Below are 19,077 nucleotides of genomic sequence, written 5' to 3' on the forward strand. Positions count from 1 at the left end.
TGTTTCTGATGAGTGCTGCGTCCTTGTATCCCGTGCGCCCTGAGGTGGCGGCCCAGTCGCTGACTGATGAGGCCACCTATAAAGCCATGTACCAGCAGTCGGTGATCAACCCTGACGGTTTCTGGCGTGAGCAGGCTCAGCGCCTGGATTGGATCAAGCCGTTCACCAAGGTCAAGCAGACGTCCTTCGACGATCACCATGTCGATATCAAATGGTTTGCCGACGGCACCCTCAACGTTTCCTACAACTGCCTGGACCGTCACCTGGCAGAGCGTGGCGATCAGGTGGCGATTATCTGGGAAGGCGATGACCCCTCCGAGCACGAGGAAATCACCTACCGCCAGCTGCACGAGCAAGTCTGCAAGTTCGCTAACGCCTTGCGTGGCCAGGACGTGCACCGCGGCGACGTGGTGACCATCTATATGCCGATGATTCCGCAGGCGGTGGTGGCGATGCTGGCCTGTACCCGTATCGGCGCGATCCATTCTGTGGTGTTCGGCGGCTTCTCTCCTGAGGCGCTGGCTGGGCGCATTATCGATTGCCAGTCCAAGGTGGTGATCACCGCCGATGAAGGCCTGCGCGGCGGCAAGAAAACCCCGTTGAAGGCTAACGTCGACGACGCGCTGACCAACCCGGAAACCGCGAGCATCCAGAAGGTTATCGTGTGCAAGCGCACCGGTAGCCCGATCAAGTGGAACCAGCACCGCGACATCTGGTACGAAGACCTGATGGCCGTTGCTTCCAGCCATTGCGCGCCGAAGGAAATGGGCGCCGAGGAAGCGCTGTTTATCCTCTACACCTCCGGCTCCACCGGTAAGCCGAAAGGCGTGCAGCACACCACTGGCGGCTACCTGGTGTATGCCGCGCTGACCCATGAGCGGGTGTTCGACTACAAACCGGGCGACATCTACTGGTGCACCGCCGACGTCGGCTGGGTTACCGGCCACAGCTATATCGTCTACGGCCCGCTGGCCAATGGCGCGACCACGCTGCTGTTCGAGGGTATCCCGAACTATCCGGATATCACCCGGGTGTCGAAGATCATCGACAAGCACAAGGTCAATATCCTCTACACCGCGCCGACTGCAATTCGCGCCATGATGGCCCAGGGCGATGCGGCGGTAGCCGGTGCCGATGGCTCCAGCCTGCGCCTGCTCGGCTCGGTCGGCGAGCCGATCAACCCGGAAGCCTGGAACTGGTATTACAAGACCGTCGGCAAAGAGCGTTGCCCGATTGTCGATACCTGGTGGCAGACCGAAACCGGCGGCATTCTGATCAGCCCGCTGCCAGGCGCCACCGCACTTAAGCCAGGCTCGGCGACCCGTCCGTTCTTTGGCGTGCAGCCGGCGCTCGTAGACAACCTGGGCAACCTGATCGAGGGCGCTGCCGAAGGCAACCTGGTGATCATCGATTCCTGGCCGGGTCAGGCGCGGACTCTGTACGGCGATCACGACCGCTTTGTCGATACCTACTTCAAGACCTTCAAGGGCATGTATTTCACCGGTGACGGCGCGCGCCGTGACGAGGACGGTTACTACTGGATTACCGGCCGCGTTGATGACGTGTTGAACGTGTCCGGCCATCGCATGGGTACCGCCGAGATCGAAAGCGCCATGGTCGCTCACCCGAAAGTCGCCGAGGCCGCCGTGGTTGGCGTGCCGCACGACATCAAAGGGCAGGGCATCTATGTCTACGTCACCTTGAATGGTGGCGAGCAGCCGTCCGAACAATTGCGCCAGGAGTTGAAAAACTGGGTGCGCAAGGAAATCGGCCCGATTGCCTCACCGGACGTGATTCAGTGGGCCCCAGGCCTGCCGAAAACCCGCTCGGGCAAGATCATGCGCCGTATCCTGCGCAAGATCGCCACCGCCGAATACGATGCACTCGGCGATATCTCCACGCTGGCCGATCCTGGCGTGGTGCAGCACCTTATCGATACTCACCGCGAGATGCAGGCTGCCTGACTTCGGTTGGACCGCCTGTAAGCAACGCCCTGTTTCGGCCACAAGCCGGGCAGGGCGTTGTGCTTTATGTGGTGTTATCGATTTTCATCTGGGTATTTGCTTGTCACCTGGGCGTAACAACGCGCACTTTTATGGGGTGTGCGGGAACGTTTTGCGCCAGGATGGCGCATTGCTCAGAGCGGCTGTGAAAATAAAAAACACCACCAGGCCGCGAAGATAAAGGCCTGGTTAGAAATGGGCGCGTTAATTGCTTTAACCAATGGTTAACTGTCTTTTCTGTCTCTGCATAAATCCCAGGGGCTGTCAATATCCTCGCTATACCCGTCCGGGCCTTTTGTAATTACTTGTCGCATTGAAGAAATATCGACTTTCGAGCTGTCGCTAGAATGCCGCTCACCCGGCTGGGGCCGTCTGGCTTCTGCGCAGCGCGCAGCTTGACGGCGACTCACTACAATTCATGCAAGGCTGGATGCATACCCGAACAATCTCTGCCAACCGATGCCATTCCCATTCGAAGGAGTCACAAAATGAAGAAGATTGCACTTCTCGGCGCACTGGCGCTGTCCATGCTGTCGCCGCTGGCCATGGCTGAAGAGGCCAAGCCTCTGCGTATCGGTATCGAAGCAGCGTACCCACCGTTCGCCTTCAAAACTGCTGAAGGTGCCATCAGCGGTTTCGACTACGACATCGGCGTCGCCCTGTGCGAAGAGATGAAAGTGGAATGCAAATGGATCGAGCAGGAGTTCGACGGCCTGATCCCAGCCCTGAAAGTGCGTAAGTTCGACGCTGTACTGTCGTCGATGAGCATCACCGAAGATCGCTTGAAGTCGGTTGATTTCACCAGCAAGTACTACCAGACCCCGGGCAAGCTGGCGATGAAAGCGGGTACCGTTCTCAATGACCCGCTGGTTGATCTGAAAGGCAAAAAAGTCGGCGTACAGCGCGCATCCACCTACGACCGTTACGCCACCGATATCTTTGCCCCTGCCGGTATCGAGATCGTGCGTTACAGCTCGCAGAACGAAGCCTTTCTCGATCTGACTTCCGGTCGTCTGGACGCCACCTTTGCTGACGTCGTCAATATCGACGATGGCTTTATCAAGACCGACGCCGGTAAAGGCTTCGCCCTGGTAGGCCCAGACTACGCCGACGAGAAATATATCGGCATGGGCGCCGGCATCGCCGTGCGCAAGGGTGACAAGGCCCTGGCTGACAAGATCAGCGCTGCCATCATGGCCATCCGTGCCAACGGCAAGTACAAGGAAGTGCAGGACAAGTACTTCGACTTCAACGTCTACGGCGACTGATTTTTCTTACCGCGTCGTCTTCACTTAAAGTGGCGCAGACCCGCAGCCCGTAGGCCTGCGCTACTTTTTCGTTGTACTCCCAGGCGCCGCCCGGCGTTTGCATGAGGTAAGCAGAGCATGCTCAACGGCTACGGCTCGACCATTCTGGAGGGTGCCTGGCTCACCCTGATTCTGGCGCTGACGTCGATGGCCGTGGCCATCGTGTTGGGTTTGCTGGGGGCGGCGTTTCGCCTGTCGCCGATCAAGTGGCTAGCGCTGCTGGGTGAAACCTATGCCACGGTGATCCGCGGGATTCCCGACCTGGTGCTGATCCTGCTGATCTTCTACGGCGGTCAGGACATGGTTAACCGTCTGGCGCCGATGTTTGGCTACGACGACTACATCGATATCAACCCCTTTATTGCCGGCGTGTTCACCATGGGCTTTATCTTTGGTGCTTACCTGTCGGAGACCTTCCGTGGCGCCTTTATGGCCATCCCCAAGGGGCAGGCTGAAGCGGGCGCGGCGTATGGCATGAGTRGCATGCGGGTGTTCTTCCGCATCCTCGTGCYGCAAATGATTCGTTTCGCCATTCCTGGGTTCACCAACAACTGGTTGGTGCTGACCAAGGCCACCGCGCTGATTTCCGTGGTCGGTCTGCAGGACATGATGTTCAAGGCGAAAAGCGCTGCTGATGCCACTCGCGAGCCGTTCACCTTCTACCTGGCCGTGGCGGCCCTGTATCTGGTGCTGACCAGCGTGTCGCTGCTGGCTTTGCGTTACCTGGAAAAACGTTACTCGGTCGGCACCAAAGCCGCTGATCTGTAAGCGGGGAGCGCAGCGATGATTTTTGACTACAACGTAATTCTGCAGAACCTGCCGCTGTACTTCGGCGGTGTACTGGTCACCCTGAAAATTCTGCTGATCTCCCTGGCGTGCGGTCTGGCCCTGGCCATTCCCCTGGGCTTGATGCGCGTCTCCAAGTCGCCTTTGGTTAACTTTCCGGCCTGGCTGTACACCTACGTGATTCGCGGCACGCCGATGCTGGTGCAGCTGTTTCTGATCTACTACGGTCTGGCCCAGTTCGAAGCGGTGCGTGAGAGTTTCCTCTGGCCGTACTTCTCCAGCGCCACCTTCTGCGCCTGCCTGGCGTTTGCCATCAATACCAGCGCCTACAGTGCGGAGATTCTCGCCGGCAGCCTGAAAGCCACGCCGCATGGCGAGATCGAAGCCGCCAAGGCCATGGGCATGTCGCGCTTCAAACTGTACCGCCGCATTCTGCTGCCGTCGGCACTGCGCCGCGCGCTGCCGCAGTACAGCAACGAAGTGATCATGATGCTGCACACCACCTCGCTGGCCTCGATCGTCACCCTGATCGACATCACCGGCGCGGCGCGCACCGTCAGCTCGCAGTATTACCTGCCGTTCGAGGCGTTTATCACGGCCGGCCTGTTCTACCTGTGCCTGACCTTTATCCTCGTACGCCTGTTCAAGCTGGCCGAACGCCGCTGGCTGGCCTACCTAGCCCCGCGCAAGGCCTGAGGAACAGAGCATGCAGCGTATCGATCATCCACTGCCCTGGGGCTGCCCCGGAACCGAGCGTCGCTTGAGCGTGTTCCGTTTCGGTCATGGCCCGTGCAAGGCCTATATCCAGGCCTCGCTGCATGCCGATGAGTTGCCGGGGATGCGTGTGGCGGTGGAACTCAAGCGCCGCTTGCGTCAGCTGGAAGCCCAGGGGCGCCTGACTGGGGTGATCGAGCTGGTGCCGGTAGCCAACCCGGTTGGCTTGGGGCAGATGTTTCAGGCGACCCATCAGGGCCGTTTCGAGCTGGGCAGCGGGAAGAACTTCAATCGCGATTTCTTTGACCTGGCCGTTGCCATTGCGCCTGCGCTGGAAGGCTGCCTGGGCAGTGACGGCCCGAGCAATGTGCGGCTGATTCGCGCCGCCATGCAGGCTGCACTGGAAGCCTTGCCGCCAGCCGGCTCGGAGTTGCAAGGCATGCAACGCCTGCTGCTCAAACATGCCTGCGATGCCGACGTGGTGCTCGATCTGCACTGTGATTTCGATGCTGCAGTGCATCTGTACCTGCTGCCGCAGCAGTGGCCGCAATTGCGCTCCCTGGCTGCTCGCCTGCAGGCCGGTGCGGCGCTGACCGTCGAGGATTCCGGCGGCAGCTCTTTCGATGAAGCCTGTGCCTTGCCCTGGGTGCATCTGGCCCGGCAATTTCCGCAGGCCGCTGTGCCGTTGGCTTGTCTGGCCGTAACAGTCGAGCTGGGCGGCATGGCCGATACCGGCAAAGCCGAAGCCGAAGCTAGCGCCGAAAGCATTCTGGCGTTCCTCGCCGAGCAGGGCCTGATTGCCGGTGACTGGCCGCCAGCGCCCGCTGAAAGCTGTGACGCCACGCCGTTTAACGGCGCGCAATACGCCTATGCCCCGCATGCAGGGGTGGTGAGTTTTCTGCAACCGGTGGGTGCGCGGGTCTTGGCCGGCGATCCATTGTTTGAAGTGATCGATCCGCTGGATGATCGCCACACAACTGTCTGTGCCGCTACAGATGGTGTGCTCTATGCGCGCGAGCGGTTGCGTTTTGCTCAGCCCGGTTTGTGGCTGGCCAAAGTGGCCGGTCGTACCCCTATTCGCCAGGGTCGCTTGCTCAGCGACTGATTCAAGAGAGTGGAAACCATGTACAAACTTGAAGTTCAGGATCTGCACAAGCGCTACGGCAGCCACGAAGTATTGAAAGGCGTGTCACTGGCGGCCAAGGCCGGCGACGTGATCAGCATCATCGGCTCCAGCGGCTCGGGCAAGAGTACCTTCCTGCGTTGCATCAACCTGCTGGAGCAGCCCCACGGTGGCAAGATTCTGCTCAACAACGAAGAGCTGAAACTGGTGGCCAACAAGGACGGTGGCCTGAAAGCCGCTGATCCCAAGCAGCTGCAGCGCATGCGTTCGCGCCTGTCCATGGTGTTTCAGCACTTCAACCTGTGGTCGCATATGAGCGCCCTGGAAAACGTTATGGAAGCCCCGGTGCACGTGCTCGGCATGAGCAAGAAAGAAGCGCTGGAAAAGGCCGAGCATTACCTGAACAAAGTCGGCGTGGCCCATCGTAAAGATGCCTACCCCGCGCACATGTCCGGCGGCGAGCAGCAGCGTGTGGCGATTGCCCGCGCCCTGGCCATGGAGCCTGAGGTGATGCTGTTTGACGAACCGACCTCGGCGCTGGACCCAGAGCTGGTCGGCGAAGTGCTGAAAGTCATGCAGGACCTGGCCCAGGAAGGCCGCACCATGGTCGTGGTCACCCACGAAATGGGCTTTGCCCGTGAAGTCTCCAACCAGCTGGTGTTCCTCCACAAAGGCGTGGTGGAAGAGCGCGGCTGCCCGAAAGAAGTGTTGGCCAACCCGCAATCCGAACGTTTGCAGCAGTTCCTCTCTGGCAGTCTCAAGTAACCAGCGGCAACATCTGCACGCACCCGCGCTATGCCCATAATCGCCAACAGAGCCTAAACTGCCCCCCATGAATGCCCACCGAATTGGCTTCCTGCTTTGGCCCACCACCAAGCCCCTGACCCTGGCCTTGGCGGAAGAAGCGCTGCGCGTTGCCCAGCGCGTTCACCCCGAGGTGGTCTACGAGCTGGTGTTCTTGCAGGCCGAAGCGCCGCTTGAAGGCGCATGGCGGCTGCCGGGGGAATCCTGGGTGGGCAAGCTGGAAGGCTGCCAGAAGCTCTTTCTACTCGCCGACGAGCCGCCAGGGCCGATGCCTGCGGCGCTCTCCGGTGCACTCAAGCAGCTGGTGCGCGGCGGCTGCGTGATCGGCGCGATTGCCGCTGGGGTCTATCCGCTGGCGCAACTCGGTTTGCTCGATGGTTACCGCGCTTCGGTGCACTGGCGCTGGCAGGATGATTTCACTGAGCGCTTCCCCAAGGTGATCGCCACCAGCCACCTGTTTGACTGGGACCGTGATCGCCTGACCGCCTGTGGCGGCCTGGCCGTGCTCGATCTGCTGCTGGCCTTGCTCGCCCGTGATCATGGCGCCGAGCTGGCCGGTGCTGTGTCGGAAGAGTTGGTGGTCGAGCGCATCCGCGAAGGTGGCGAACGCCAGCGTATTCCGCTGCAGAACCGCCTGGGGTCCAGCCACCCCAAGCTGACTCAGGCCGTGCTGCTGATGGAAGCCAATATCGAAGAGCCGCTGACCACCGACGAAATTGCCCAGCACGTCTGCGTATCGCGGCGTCAGTTGGAACGCATCTTCAAGCAGTACCTCAACCGCGTTCCCAGCCAGTACTACCTGGAACTGCGCCTGAATAAAGCTCGCCAGTTGCTGATGCAAACCAGCAAATCGATCATCCAGATCGGCCTGTCCTGCGGCTTCTCCTCCGGCCCGCATTTCTCCAGCGCCTACCGCAACTTTTTCGGTGCCACGCCACGCGAAGACCGTAACCAGCGCCGCAGCAACAGCCCGTTTGAGCTGACCTCGACGCCCATCGAACGTGGTTGAGGCTAACCTTGAACACATAAAAAACCGCAGCTTGCTGCGGTTTTTTTGTGGCGGAAAGCTTACTTAGCTTTTATCGGTTTGCCGTGGAAACAGCGGGTTGCCGCAGCGGGTGCAGAAGGCCGCGCCGTGTTCGTGGCTGCTTTTGGCGCAGCTTGGGCAATCATGAGTCAGCTGCTCGCCGCCGCGCATGGCGTTGGCCAGTTCGGCGGTAAAGATGCCGGTGGGCACGGCGATGATCGAGTAACCGGTGATCATCACCAGCGTAGACAGCGCCTGGCCCAGCGGGGTTTGCGGGACGATATCGCCGAAACCGACGGTGGTCAGGGTCACCACGGCCCAGTAGATGCCCTTGGGAATGCTGGTAAAACCGTGCGCCGGGCCTTCGATCACGTACATCAGGGTGCCGAACACCGTCACCAGGATGGCGATGCAGGCGAAAAACACGATGATCTTCTGCTTGCTGCCGCGCAGCGCGGTCAGCAGAAAGTTGGCTTGGCGCAGGTAGGGGCTGAGCTTGAGCACGCGAAAGATCCGCAGCATGCGAATCACCCGGATGATCAGCAGGTACTGCGCGTCGGCGTAGAACAGGGCGAGGATGCCCGGCAGAATCGCCAGCAGGTCAATCAGGCCGAAGAAGCTGAAGGCGTAGCGCAGCGGTTTCGGCGAGCAGTACAGGCGCACCGCGTATTCGATGGCGAACAGCGCGGTAAAGCCCCACTCGATACCGGCCAGCAGCCCGGCGTACTGGCTGTGAATACTGTCGATGCTGTCGAGCATCACCACCACCAGGCTGGCCATGATGGTCAGCAGCAGGTAGCGGTCGAAGCGCTGCCCGGCGGGTGTGTCGGTGTGGAAAATAATGCTGTAGAGGTTTTGCCGCGTGTCCATGGTGCTCTGGCTGCTCCGTATGCGGTGTTCGCCGATAACGCGAACAGGCAGGCAGCCTAGGGAGTTTTATCCCGCTGATGCAAGCCTTTGCCCTCATTAGGCGGCAGCGGCGTGCAGTCTGCCGCCGCTTTGCGCAGCAGACGCTGGGTGGCGCTGATCAGCCAGCAGGTGAGAATAAACGGCATGGTTAGCGCCGGTAGGCCTAGGGCGCTAAAGCCGGGTTGCAGCACTAGCGCCAGGGCGATACCGAGGGCCGGTAACCAGGGGCGGCGATGCACCTGGCTGAGAGCGATAGCCGCCAGCGCGGCGTTATAGCCATATAGGCCGGTGAGCGCACTGTGCTGCGGCAAGCCTTGATACAGCGCCAGAGCCAGGCCGCCGGTGGAGCCCAGTAGCGCCCAGCAGGCAGCGCGACGATCGGCCAACAGCAGGCCGATTAGCAGGCAAACGCCGGCCAACGGCTGATCGAGAAAAATCACCTGGCCCAAGCCGCGCGCCATGGCGATCAGGCTGGCCCACCAGTCGAGCGGTTGCGTCTGGCTAGGCACGGCCGGCTGTAACTCTAGCTGCAGAGCGGGTGCCAGCCACAACAGCAACCAGCTCAAACCGACAAAGGGGAAGGTAAAGGCGGGCAGCCACTGACGCTTGCGCATGCGCTGCATCCAGGCCGCCAGCAACAGGCTGGAAGCCCCAGCGCTGACGATGATCAGCAGTGGCAGCAACGCCGACCAGGCAAATTGCAGGCTGATCAGCATGCCCAGCAGCACCCCGTTGTAGCCATATAAGCCGAGATCGATATCGGCTTTGGCATAACCACGACGCTGCGCCGTCAGCGTGCTGCTAAGACAACCGAGCAGGGCGCCGCCGAGCAGCTGCGGCGCGCCAATGGCAATGGCCAGCAGCACGAGCAGGCCGCAACCGGGGTGGGTTTGCAGAAAGATCTGGCTAAAGCCGTTAAGCAGGGCGCGAAAGCCCTGCAAGGCGTGGGTGGGGAGCGGTAATGGCGACATACAGATAACAATCACCAGTGCGGGAATAAAAAGAGGCACCCACCGCGGGAACAGTGAGTGCCTTCAAACTGGCAAAGCCAGCGTGGGATAGTGCTGTAGGGTGGATGACGCTTTTTCCTCCACCTTTGCGGTTGGTGGATGGGTGAAGCGTCATCCACCCTACGAGGCTGTAGCTGTTTAGTGCAGGATTTCAATCCGCAGGCTGTTGGTACTGCCAGGCTGACCGAATGGCTCGCCAGCGGTGATCACCACGGTGTCGCCGGTTTTCGCCAGCCCAGCTGAGCGGGCGGTTTCCAGGGCGGTGCGGGTGACTTCCTCAACCTTGTGCAGGCGCGCGTTGACCACCGAATACACGCCCCAGGCCACGCTCAGACGCCGCGCGGTATCCAGGCTCGGGGTCAGGCTGAGGATCGGTGCTTTCGGCCGCTCGCGCGAGGCGCGCAGGCTGGAATTGCCCGATTCGGTGTAGTTGACCAGCACGGCTACCGGCAGGATGGTGCTGATGCGGCGGATCGCGCAGCTGATCGCATCCGAGGCGGTGGCTTCGGCTTGCGGGCGGCTGACATCGAGCTGAGCCTGGAAGTCCGGGCCGTTTTCCACCTGGCGAATGATCTTGCTCATCATCTGTACGGCTTCCAGCGGGTAATCGCCGGAGGCAGTTTCCGCCGAGAGCATCACCGCATCGGCACCTTCGGCCACGGCGTTGGCCACGTCGGTGACCTCGGCGCGGGTTGGCGCAGGGGAGAAGCGCATGGATTCGAGCATCTGCGTGGCCACCACCACCGGCTTACCGAGCTGGCGGCAGGTGCGGATAATGTCGCGCTGGATGCGCGGCACGTTCTCGGCCGGCACTTCCACGCCCAGGTCGCCACGGGCGACCATGATCGCGTCGCACAGCTTGGTGATTTCTTCCAGGTGAATCACCGCAGACGGCTTCTCGATCTTGGCCATCAGGAAGGCGCGATCACCGATCAGCTGGCGGGCTTCGATAATGTCTTCCGGGCGCTGCACAAACGACAGCGCCACCCAGTCCACACCCAGTTCCAGGCCGAAGCTCAGGTCGCGGCGGTCCTTCTCGGTCAGCGGACTAAGTTGCAATACTGCTTCCGGCACGTTGACGCCCTTGCGGTCGGACAGCTCACCACCGGCGATCACTTCGGTGATCACCGCATCGCTGTGCTTGGCGGTGACCTGCAGGCGCAGGCGACCATCGTCGAGCAGCAGGCTCATGCCCGGCTGCAGTGCTTCGATGATTTCCGGGTGGGGCAGGTTGACCCGATTAACGTCGCCCGGGGTGCTGTCGAGGTCCAGGCGCAGGGTCTGGCCGCGTTGCAGGTTGACCTTGCCCTCGGCAAAACGGCCGACGCGCAGCTTCGGCCCTTGTAGGTCCATGAGGATGCCGATTGGCGTGTTCAGCTGCTGCTCGACTTCGCGCACCCAGTCGAAGCGCTGGGCGTGGTCGGCGTGTTCGCCGTGGCTGAAGTTGAGGCGGAACAGGTTGACCCCGGCCTCCACCAGCTGGCGGATGTCGTCAATGGTTTTGATCGCTGGGCCAAGGGTGGCGAGGATTTTTACTTTCTTGTCGGCGTTCATTTGGCAGGGGTCTCTAGGATCAGAATGGCGCGAAAATCGTTGACGTTGGTACGCGTCGGCCCGGTGACGATCAGTTGATCGAGGGCGGCGAAGTAGCCGTAGCCGTTGTTGTTATCCAGCTCATCGCTGCTGCTTAGCCCCAGCGCCGCAGCGCGGGCATAGCTGTCGGGGGTCATAAGGGCCCCGGCGTTGTCTTCCGAGCCGTCGATGCCGTCGGTATCGCCAGCCAGGGCATACACCCCAGGTAGGCCCTTGAGGCTGTCGGTGAGACTCAGGAGAAATTCCGCGTTGCGCCCGCCACGGCCATTGCCGCGCACGGTCACGGTGGTTTCACCGCCGGAAATAATCACGCAGGGCGCTTTTATCGGCTGACCATGCAGACGCACCTGTTTGGCGATGCCGGCGTGCACCTTGGCGACTTCCCTCGATTCGCCTTCCAGGTCACCAAGGATCAGCGTCGGCAAACCGGCGGCGTGGGCTTTGGCAGCAGCGGCATCAAGGGATTGCTGCGGGCGAGCGATCAGCTGGAAGTGGCTGCGCGCCAGGCACGGGTCGCCCGGTTTGACGGTTTCCGACGCTGGGTTTTGCAGCCAGCTACGCACATTGGCCGGGATCTCGATGCTATAGCGCGCGAGGATCGCCAGCGCTTCAGCCGAGGTGGTCGGGTCAGCCACAGTTGGGCCGGAGGCAATCACCGTGGCTTCATCGCCCGGTACATCGGAAATCGCGTAGGTGTAGACGCTGGCCGGCCAGCTGGCTTTGGCCAGGCGACCCCCCTTGATGGCGGAAAGGTGCTTGCGCACGCAGTTCATTTCGCCAATCGAGGCGCCGGATTTCAGCAGGGCTTTGTTCACTGCTTGTTTGTCTTTCAGGCTGATGCCTTCAGCGGGCAGGGCGAGCAGGGAAGAGCCGCCGCCGGACAGCAGAAATATCACCTTATCGGCTTCGCTGAGGTTGCTGACCAACTCCAGCACGCGGCGTGCCACGCGTTCACCGGCGTCGTCCGGCACCGGGTGCGCAGCTTCGACCACTTCGATTTTTTTGCAGTTGGCGCCGTGCTCGTAACGGGTGACCACCAGGCCGGAGACTTCGCCTTGCCATTCCTGCTCGATCACTTCGGCCATGGCTGCGGCGGCTTTGCCAGCGCCGATCACGATAACGCGGCCGCTACGATCTTCCGGCAGGTAATCAGCCAGAACCTGGCGCGGGTGGGCGGCGTCGATGGCGCTGGCGAACAACTCGCGCAGCAGAGACGTTGGGTTGAAAGACGGATCGATGGACATGGCGATCTCTCTTGATAGGGCCGGAGCAGCTTTTATTACTGAAGCAAATTCGATTCTAGTGCGCAGCGCCCTGGGCCAAGACGCTGCGCACTAGAATCGACCCACCCGGCAGGCAGGCCGTGACACCGCCTGCCGGACAGATCGAAAGGGTTGTTTCAGTGCGGCTGACCCCGCCCTGAAACCTGTTACTTACTCACCACGGATGTTGAAGTTGGCCATATGTTCCAGGCCTTTGATCAACGCCGAGTGATCCCAGTTGCTGCCGCCGATGGCCGCACAGGTGCTGAACACTTGCTGGGCGTTGGCGGTGTTGGGCAGGTTAAGGCCCAGTTCGCGCGCGCCGGCCAGTGCCAGGTTGAGGTCCTTCTGGTGCAGGCTGATGCGGAAGCCTGGGTCGAAGGTGCCCTTGATCATGCGCTCACCGTGCACTTCAAGGATCTTCGAACCGGCGAAACCGCCCATCAGCGCTTCACGCACTTTGGCTGGATCGGCGCCGTTCTTCGCAGCGAACAGCAGGGCTTCAGCCACTGCCTGGATGTTCAGGGCGACGATGATCTGGTTGGCGACCTTGGCGGTCTGACCGTCACCGTTACCGCCAACGCGGGTGATGTTCTTGCCCATGGCCTGGAACAGCGGCAACGCGCGTTCGAAGGCATTCGGGCAACCGCCGATCATGATCGACAGGGTGGCCGCCTTGGCACCCACTTCACCGCCGGATACCGGCGCGTCGAGGTAGGCAGCACCAGTGGCTTTGATCTTCTCGGCGAAGACCTTGGTGGCGGTAGGGGAGATCGAGCTCATGTCGATCACCACTTTGCCAGCGCACACGCCTGCGGCAACGCCGTCAGCGCGGAACAGTACGTCTTCAACCTGCGGGGTATCCGGCACCATGATGATGATGAATTCGGCTTCCTGCGCCACTTCGCGCGGGTTGGCCAGGCCGATGCCGTTGTCGCCCAGCAGGTCGGCCGGAGCCTTGTCGAAGTGCTCGGAGAAGAACAGGGTGTGCCCGGCTTTCTGCAGGTTCTGCGCCATAGGCTTGCCCATGATGCCGGTGCCGATAAATCCGATTTTTGCCATGAGAAATATCCTCTGATTCAGATTGCGTTGTGCGCTTTCATCCAGCCGAGGCCGGCAGCGGTGGTGGTTGCCGGCTTGTATTCACAGCCGATCCAGCCCTGGTAACCGATGCGATCCAGGTGCTCGAAGAGGAAGCGGTAGTTGATCTCGCCAGTGCCCGGCTCGTTGCGGCCCGGGTTGTCGGCCAACTGCACATGGTTGATCACAGACAGATTGGCCTCGACGGTACGCGCCAGGTCACCTTCCATGATTTGCATGTGGTAGATGTCGTATTGCAGGTACAGATTGGGGCTTGCGACCTTGTCGCGAATGGCCAGCGCCTGTTTCGTGGTGTTCAGGTAGAAGCCGGGGATGTCGCGGGTGTTGATCATTTCCATGACCAGCTTGATGCCCGCAGCTTCGAGCTTGCCGGCGGCAAACTTGAGGTTGTCGACAAAGGTCTGCTCGACGGTGGCGCAATCCAGACCTTGCGGGCGGATACCGGCCAGGCAGTTGATCTGCGTGTTGCCCAGCACCTTGGCGTAGGCGATGGCCTGGTCGACACCGGCGCGGAATTCTTCAACGCGGTCGGGGTGGCAGGCGATACCGCGCTCGCCCTTGGCCCAATCGCCGGCAGGCAGGTTGAACAGCACCTGCTCCAGACGGTTGGCATCCAGGCGCGCCTTGATCACTTCAGCAGCGAAGTCATAGGGAAACAGGTATTCGACACCGCTGAAGCCTGCGGTGGCGGCAGCGTCGAAACGGTCCAGGAAATCCACTTCGGTGAACAGCATGGACAGGTTGGCGGCAAAACGGGGCATGGTGATGCTCCTATTTTCGTAGCCCGGATGTAATCCGGGGGTGGCCTTTAAAGCTCCCCGGATTGCATCCGGGCTACGGGGTTGGTCTTAGTCCAGCAACGAGATCGCAGTCGGGGCGTCGGCGCCGCGTTCGGCGAGTTCTTCGAACTCGTTGACCGCGTTGATTTCCACACCCATGGAGATGTTGGTGACACGCTCCAGGATGATTTCCACCACCACCGGTACACGGAACTCTTCCATCAGCGCCTTGGCCTTGGCCAATGCCGCCTGGATGTCGTTCGGCTCGAACACGCGCACAGCTTTACAACCCAGGCCTTCCACCACGGCAACGTGGTCGACGCCGTAACCGTTGATCTCCGGTGCGTTGATGTTCTCGAAGGCCAACTGCACGCAGTAGTCCATCTCGAAACCGCGCTGCGACTGACGGATCAGACCCAGGTAGGAGTTGTTCACCACGACGTGGATGTACGGCAGGTTGAACTGAGCACCCACAGCCAGTTCTTCGATCATGAACTGGAAGTCATAGTCGCCCGACAGCGCCACGACGTTGCGGGTCGGATCAGCCTTGACCACACCCAGCGCTGCCGGAATGGTCCAGCCGAGCGGGCCGGCCTGGCCACAGTTGATCCAGTGACGCGGCTTGTAAACGTGGAGGAACTGCGCGCCGGCAATCTGCGACAGGCCGATGGTGCTGACGTAGCAGGTGTCCTTGCCGAAGAACTCGTTCATCTCTTCGTAAACGCGCTGCGGCTTGACCGGCACGTTGTCGAAGTGGGTCTTGCGCTGCAGGGTGCGCTTGCGCTCGCGGCAGGACTCAACCCAGGCGCTGCGGTCTTTCAGCTTGCCAGCGGCTTTCCATTCGCGGGCCACTTCGATAAAGGCGTCCAGAGCGGCGCCAGCATCGGACACGATGCCCAGGTCTGGGTTGAACACGCGGCCAATCTGCGTCGGTTCGATGTCGACGTGAATGAACTTGCGACCTTCGGTGTAGACATCGATGCTGCCGGTGTGGCGGTTGGCCCAGCGGTTACCGATACCGAATACCAGGTCGGATTCCAGCAGGGTGGCGTTGCCGTAACGGTGCGAGGTTTGCAGACCGACCATGCCAACCATCAGCTTGTGGTCATCCGGAATCGCGCCCCAGCCCATCAGGGTTGGTACAACCGGCACGCCGGTCAGCTCAGCGAATTCAACCAGCTTGTCGGCCGCGTCGGCGTTGAAGATACCGCCGCCGGCAACCAGCAACGGACGCTCAGCGTCATTCAGCATGGCCAGGGCTTTTTCAGCCTGCACACGGTTGGCCGCCGGCTTGGCCAGTGGCAGAGGCTCGTAGGCGTCGATGTCGAACTCGATCTCGGCCATCTGCACGTCGAACGGCAGGTCGATCAGCACGGGACCTGGGCGGCCGCTGCGCATTTCATAGAAGGCTTTCTGGAAGGCGCGTGGCACTTGGCCCGGCTCCATTACCGTGGTCGCCCACTTGGTCACCGGCTTGACGATGCTGGTGATGTCGACGGCCTGGAAGTCTTCCTTGTGCATGCGAGCACGCGGCGCTTGGCCCGTGATGCACAGAATCGGGATGGAGTCGGCCGATGCCGAGTACAGGCCGGTCACCATGTCGGTGCCAGCTGGGCCGGAGGTGCCGATGCACACGCCGATATTGCCGGCATTGGTGCGGGTGTAACCCTCAGCCATGTGCGAGGCACCTTCGACGTGGCGAGCCAGGACGTGGTCGATACCGCCAACTTTCTTCAGTGCAGCGTACAGGGGGTTGATGGCGGCGCCGGGGATGCCGAACGCAGTGTCAACGCCTTCGCGGCGCATCACCAGTACGGCGGCCTCGATTGCTCTCATTTTGGCCATTGTCTTGTGCCTCGTTTGTTATCAGATTGTATACAAAACAGCTGGCTTGGATTCTATTCATGGCCTGACCTTCTGGTCAACACGTTTTGTCGCCGAGGCGCTGTCTGGCAAAAAATCTTTTAAAACAACCGTTTTAGCTGGGGCGCTTGATCTGCTGCAGAAACGCATGTGAATAACTGTATACAAATAGTGTTTGCATTGTATTCGTCTATTGAGTTTTTTGTTTCTAGTGGGATAGTGGTGTTGAGCTTTGGATTGCCCGGTAACTATCAATCGCCCTGCAGGCGCTGTGGTTCCGGGTGTTTCGTAGGATTTATCAGCATCGAGGAAGACCCAACATGAGTACGTTGAATCTGCAAATCGCCACCACCATCAGTAACCGTGCCCTGGCCGTCGGCCGGGAAATCTCCGCCGCACCGCTGACCGTGGCTGTGCTGGATGCTGGCGGACACCTGATCAGCCTGCAGCGTGAAGACGGCGCGAGCCTGCTGCGCCCGCAAATCGCCATCGGCAAGGCCTGGGGCGCGCTGGCGCTGGGCAAGGGTTCGCGCCTGATCGCCGCCGACGCGCAACAGCGCCCGGCGTTTATCGGTGCGGTAAACAACCTGGCAGACGGTCAGCTGGTGCCGGCACCGGGCGGTGTACTAATTCGTGATGAGCGTGGCGAGGTGATAGGCGCAGTGGGCATCACTGGCGATACCTCTGATATCGATGAGCAGTGCGCGGTGAGCGCTGTGGAGTCGGTCGGGCTGAAGGCGGATGCGGGTATCGCCGCCTGATAGTGCGGGGTTTGTGGGAGGGGCTTTAGCCGCGATTGCAAAGATTTAAAGCTCGCCGCTAAAGCGCCTCCCACGGTGTTCGCAGGCAATAAAAAACGGTGAATGCTTTGCGGCATTCACCGTTTTTATTTATGGCTGCCTTAAGCCAGGGGCAGGGCGGCTAACCAAGCTTAGGCGTTGGTGACCTGCTCGGATGAGCTGGGCTGGGTTTCGTCGATTTCGCAGCCCTTGATCACCAGGCGGATGATGGTTTGCGCGGCGGCTTCGTAGTCGGCTTCATCCAGGCTGGCTTTGCCAGTGACAGTGGAAATCTGCCAGTCGAAGTCAGCGTAGGTCTGGGTTGCGGCCCAGATGCTGAACAGCAGGTGATGCGGGTCAACCTTGGCCATCAGTCCCTGGTCGATCCAGCCCTGGATGCAGGAAATGTTGTGTTTGGCCTGGGCATTCAGCTGCGCAGTCTGGTCGGCGGACAGATGCGGCGCGCCGTGCATGATTTCGCTGGCGAACACCTTGGAGGCGGAGGGCAGTTCGCGGGAGATGCGGATCTTCGAGCGGATATAGGCGCGCAGCACGTCGGCGGGTTTGCCGGGCTGGTTGAACGGCGAAGAGGCTTCCAGCAGCGGTTCGATGATGCTTTCCAGCACTTCGCGGTAGAGGTTTTCTTTCGACTTGAAGTAGTAGTAGACGTTGGGCTTGGGCACCCCGGCCTTGGCGGCGATGTCGCTGGTTTTGCTGGCAGCAAAGCCTTTGTCGGCGAACTCCTCACTGGCTGCGCGTAAAATCAGCTCTCTGTTACGCTCGCGAATACTGGTCATAAGCCTCTTTGCTTCTGTCGAACGCCCGTCGCAGGGCAGCGCCGGGATGGTAGCACCGGCTTTGCGCGGCGCTCAAGGCTTGTGGCCTGGGCTCTGGCGGGCTATCTGACTTGCAGGTCAGGTTGTTGTATACAAAATTTATTTTTTCTGTTTTTATCTTGCCCTATGCATTCATAACAAAAAGTCTCGGCTCGTTGAGCTCCAGGAGACACGTAGTGAGTAATCAGCTGGTTGACCCCTTCGGTCGGCGCATCACCTATCTACGGTTATCGGTTACCGATCGCTGTGATTTCCGCTGCACCTACTGCATGAGTGAGGACATGGTGTTCGCCCCGCGCGAGCAGATCCTCAGCCTTGAAGAACTCTATGCAGTGGCGGACGCCTTTATCGGCCTCGGGGTCAAACGCATCCGCATCACCGGTGGCGAGCCGCTGGTACGCAAGAACCTCCTGAGCCTGCTGACCCGCCTGGGCCAGCGCCCGGAGCTGGAAGACCTGGCCATTACCACCAATGGCTCACAGCTGGCTGACCTGGCGCCGCAACTGCAAGCGGCCGGGGTCAAGCGCCTGAATGTCAGCCTGGATTCCCTGCAGCGCGAGCGTTTTGCTGCCTTTACCCGGCGCGACAAGCTCGACCAGGTGCTGGAAGGCATCGAGGTGGCGCGCGCGGCGGGTTTTCGCAAGATCAAACTCAACGCCGTGGTGCAGAAAGGCCGCAACGATGACGAAGTGCTCGACTTGGTCGAATTCGCCATGGCGCGCGGCCTGGACATCAGCTTTATCGAAGAAATGCCGCTGGGCAGTATTTCCAGCCACCAGCGCGAACAGACCTTCTGCTCCAGCGACGAGGTGCGTGAGCGCATCGAACAGCGCTATGCCCTGGTGCGCAGCAGCAAGTTGACTGGCGGGCCGTCGCGCTATTGGCAGGTGGTCGGCAGCGATACCCAGGTTGGTTTTATCTCACCGCACAGCCACAACTTCTGCGGTGACTGCAACCGCGTGCGGGTCACCGCCGAGGGCAAGCTGGTGCTTTGCCTGGGCCATGAAAATGCCCTGGACCTGAAAGGCCTGATGCGTGCCCACCCCGGTGATAGCCAGCGCCTGAGTGAAGCCTTGATGCAAGCCCTACAACTGAAACCCGAGCGTCATCACTTCGAGAGCGATGCCCAGGTGCAGGTTATTCGCTTTATGAGCATGACCGGTGGCTAGCCCCTAGCCGCT

At 60.8% G+C, this 19,077-nt stretch carries 17 protein-coding genes; 9 read left to right on the forward strand and 8 right to left on the reverse strand.

The window, feature by feature from the left end; translation table 11 throughout:
* Positions 1 to 8 precede the first annotated feature (8 nt).
* The 7 genes from acs to argR all read left to right on the forward strand — a co-directional run bounded on the left by acs (position 9) and on the right by argR (position 7,746).
* Positions 9 to 1,964: an acetate--CoA ligase gene (gene acs, locus P3C18_RS16270; RefSeq protein WP_275962886.1), complete on the forward strand. Its 1,956-nt coding sequence runs from the start codon at positions 9 to 11 to the stop codon at positions 1,962 to 1,964.
* A 527-nt stretch (positions 1,965 to 2,491) separates the two neighbouring features.
* A complete protein-coding gene (locus P3C18_RS16275) occupies positions 2,492 to 3,271 on the forward strand; it encodes an ABC transporter substrate-binding protein (RefSeq protein ID WP_275962887.1) in 780 nt (259 codons plus the stop codon).
* A gap of 117 nt (positions 3,272 to 3,388) precedes the next feature.
* Positions 3,389 to 4,078: an ABC transporter permease gene (locus P3C18_RS16280; RefSeq protein ID WP_275962888.1), complete on the forward strand. Its 690-nt coding sequence runs from the start codon at positions 3,389 to 3,391 to the stop codon at positions 4,076 to 4,078.
* A 15-nt stretch (positions 4,079 to 4,093) separates the two neighbouring features.
* Complete coding sequence (locus tag P3C18_RS16285) at positions 4,094 to 4,792, forward strand: ABC transporter permease (protein ID WP_275962889.1); 699 nt, start codon at positions 4,094 to 4,096, stop codon at positions 4,790 to 4,792.
* A 10-nt stretch (positions 4,793 to 4,802) separates the two neighbouring features.
* Positions 4,803 to 5,915, forward strand: coding sequence for a succinylglutamate desuccinylase/aspartoacylase family protein (locus P3C18_RS16290; RefSeq protein WP_275962890.1), 1,113 nt, complete (start codon positions 4,803 to 4,805; stop codon positions 5,913 to 5,915).
* Between the two features lie 18 nt (positions 5,916 to 5,933).
* A complete protein-coding gene (locus P3C18_RS16295) occupies positions 5,934 to 6,698 on the forward strand; it encodes an ABC transporter ATP-binding protein (protein ID WP_275962891.1) in 765 nt (254 codons plus the stop codon).
* 67 nt (positions 6,699 to 6,765) lie between these two features.
* Positions 6,766 to 7,746 carry a transcriptional regulator ArgR gene (argR, locus tag P3C18_RS16300; protein ID WP_090253542.1) on the forward strand — a complete coding sequence of 327 codons (981 nt, stop codon included), beginning with the start codon at positions 6,766 to 6,768 and terminating at the stop codon, positions 7,744 to 7,746.
* Positions 7,747 to 7,809: 63 nt separating this feature from the next.
* Here the strand turns inward: argR and P3C18_RS16305 are convergent, their stop codons facing one another.
* The 7 genes from P3C18_RS16305 to gcl all read right to left on the reverse strand — a co-directional run bounded on the left by P3C18_RS16305 (position 7,810) and on the right by gcl (position 16,263).
* Positions 7,810 to 8,634 carry an ion transporter gene (locus tag P3C18_RS16305; RefSeq protein WP_275962892.1) on the reverse strand — a complete coding sequence of 275 codons (825 nt, stop codon included), beginning with the start codon at positions 8,632 to 8,634 and terminating at the stop codon, positions 7,810 to 7,812.
* A 56-nt stretch (positions 8,635 to 8,690) separates the two neighbouring features.
* A complete protein-coding gene (locus P3C18_RS16310; RefSeq protein WP_275962893.1) occupies positions 8,691 to 9,644 on the reverse strand; it encodes an urea transporter in 954 nt (317 codons plus the stop codon).
* 177 nt (positions 9,645 to 9,821) lie between these two features.
* Positions 9,822 to 11,237: a pyruvate kinase gene (pyk, locus tag P3C18_RS16315; protein ID WP_275962894.1), complete on the reverse strand. Its 1,416-nt coding sequence runs from the start codon at positions 11,235 to 11,237 to the stop codon at positions 9,822 to 9,824.
* A complete protein-coding gene (locus tag P3C18_RS16320; protein WP_275962895.1) occupies positions 11,234 to 12,520 on the reverse strand; it encodes a glycerate kinase in 1,287 nt (428 codons plus the stop codon). The genes pyk and P3C18_RS16320 overlap by 4 nt, the downstream gene beginning before the upstream one ends.
* 189 nt (positions 12,521 to 12,709) lie before the next feature.
* Positions 12,710 to 13,600, reverse strand: coding sequence for a 2-hydroxy-3-oxopropionate reductase (locus P3C18_RS16325; protein WP_275962896.1), 891 nt, complete (start codon positions 13,598 to 13,600; stop codon positions 12,710 to 12,712).
* A 17-nt stretch (positions 13,601 to 13,617) separates the two neighbouring features.
* Positions 13,618 to 14,400 (reverse strand): hydroxypyruvate isomerase, encoded by a 783-nt coding sequence (hyi, locus tag P3C18_RS16330; protein ID WP_275962897.1) that lies wholly within the window; start codon positions 14,398 to 14,400, stop codon positions 13,618 to 13,620.
* A gap of 87 nt (positions 14,401 to 14,487) precedes the next feature.
* Positions 14,488 to 16,263 carry a glyoxylate carboligase gene (gcl, locus tag P3C18_RS16335; protein ID WP_275962898.1) on the reverse strand — a complete coding sequence of 592 codons (1,776 nt, stop codon included), beginning with the start codon at positions 16,261 to 16,263 and terminating at the stop codon, positions 14,488 to 14,490.
* Positions 16,264 to 16,601: 338 nt separating this feature from the next.
* Here gcl and P3C18_RS16340 point away from each other — a divergent pair, with 338 nt between their 5' ends.
* Positions 16,602 to 17,042 (forward strand): heme-binding protein, encoded by a 441-nt coding sequence (locus P3C18_RS16340; protein ID WP_275962899.1) that lies wholly within the window; start codon positions 16,602 to 16,604, stop codon positions 17,040 to 17,042.
* Positions 17,043 to 17,212: 170 nt separating this feature from the next.
* Here P3C18_RS16340 and P3C18_RS16345 read toward each other — a convergent pair whose 3' ends face one another.
* A complete protein-coding gene (locus P3C18_RS16345; protein WP_275962900.1) occupies positions 17,213 to 17,857 on the reverse strand; it encodes a TetR/AcrR family transcriptional regulator in 645 nt (214 codons plus the stop codon).
* A gap of 194 nt (positions 17,858 to 18,051) precedes the next feature.
* Here P3C18_RS16345 and moaA point away from each other — a divergent pair, with 194 nt between their 5' ends.
* Positions 18,052 to 19,065: a GTP 3',8-cyclase MoaA gene (moaA, locus tag P3C18_RS16350; protein ID WP_275962901.1), complete on the forward strand. Its 1,014-nt coding sequence runs from the start codon at positions 18,052 to 18,054 to the stop codon at positions 19,063 to 19,065.
* Positions 19,066 to 19,077: the final 12 nt, after the last annotated feature.

The sequence above is a fragment of the Pseudomonas sp. 1928-m genome (assembly GCF_029269135.1).
In the GTDB taxonomy this organism is placed as follows: domain Bacteria; phylum Pseudomonadota; class Gammaproteobacteria; order Pseudomonadales; family Pseudomonadaceae; genus Aquipseudomonas.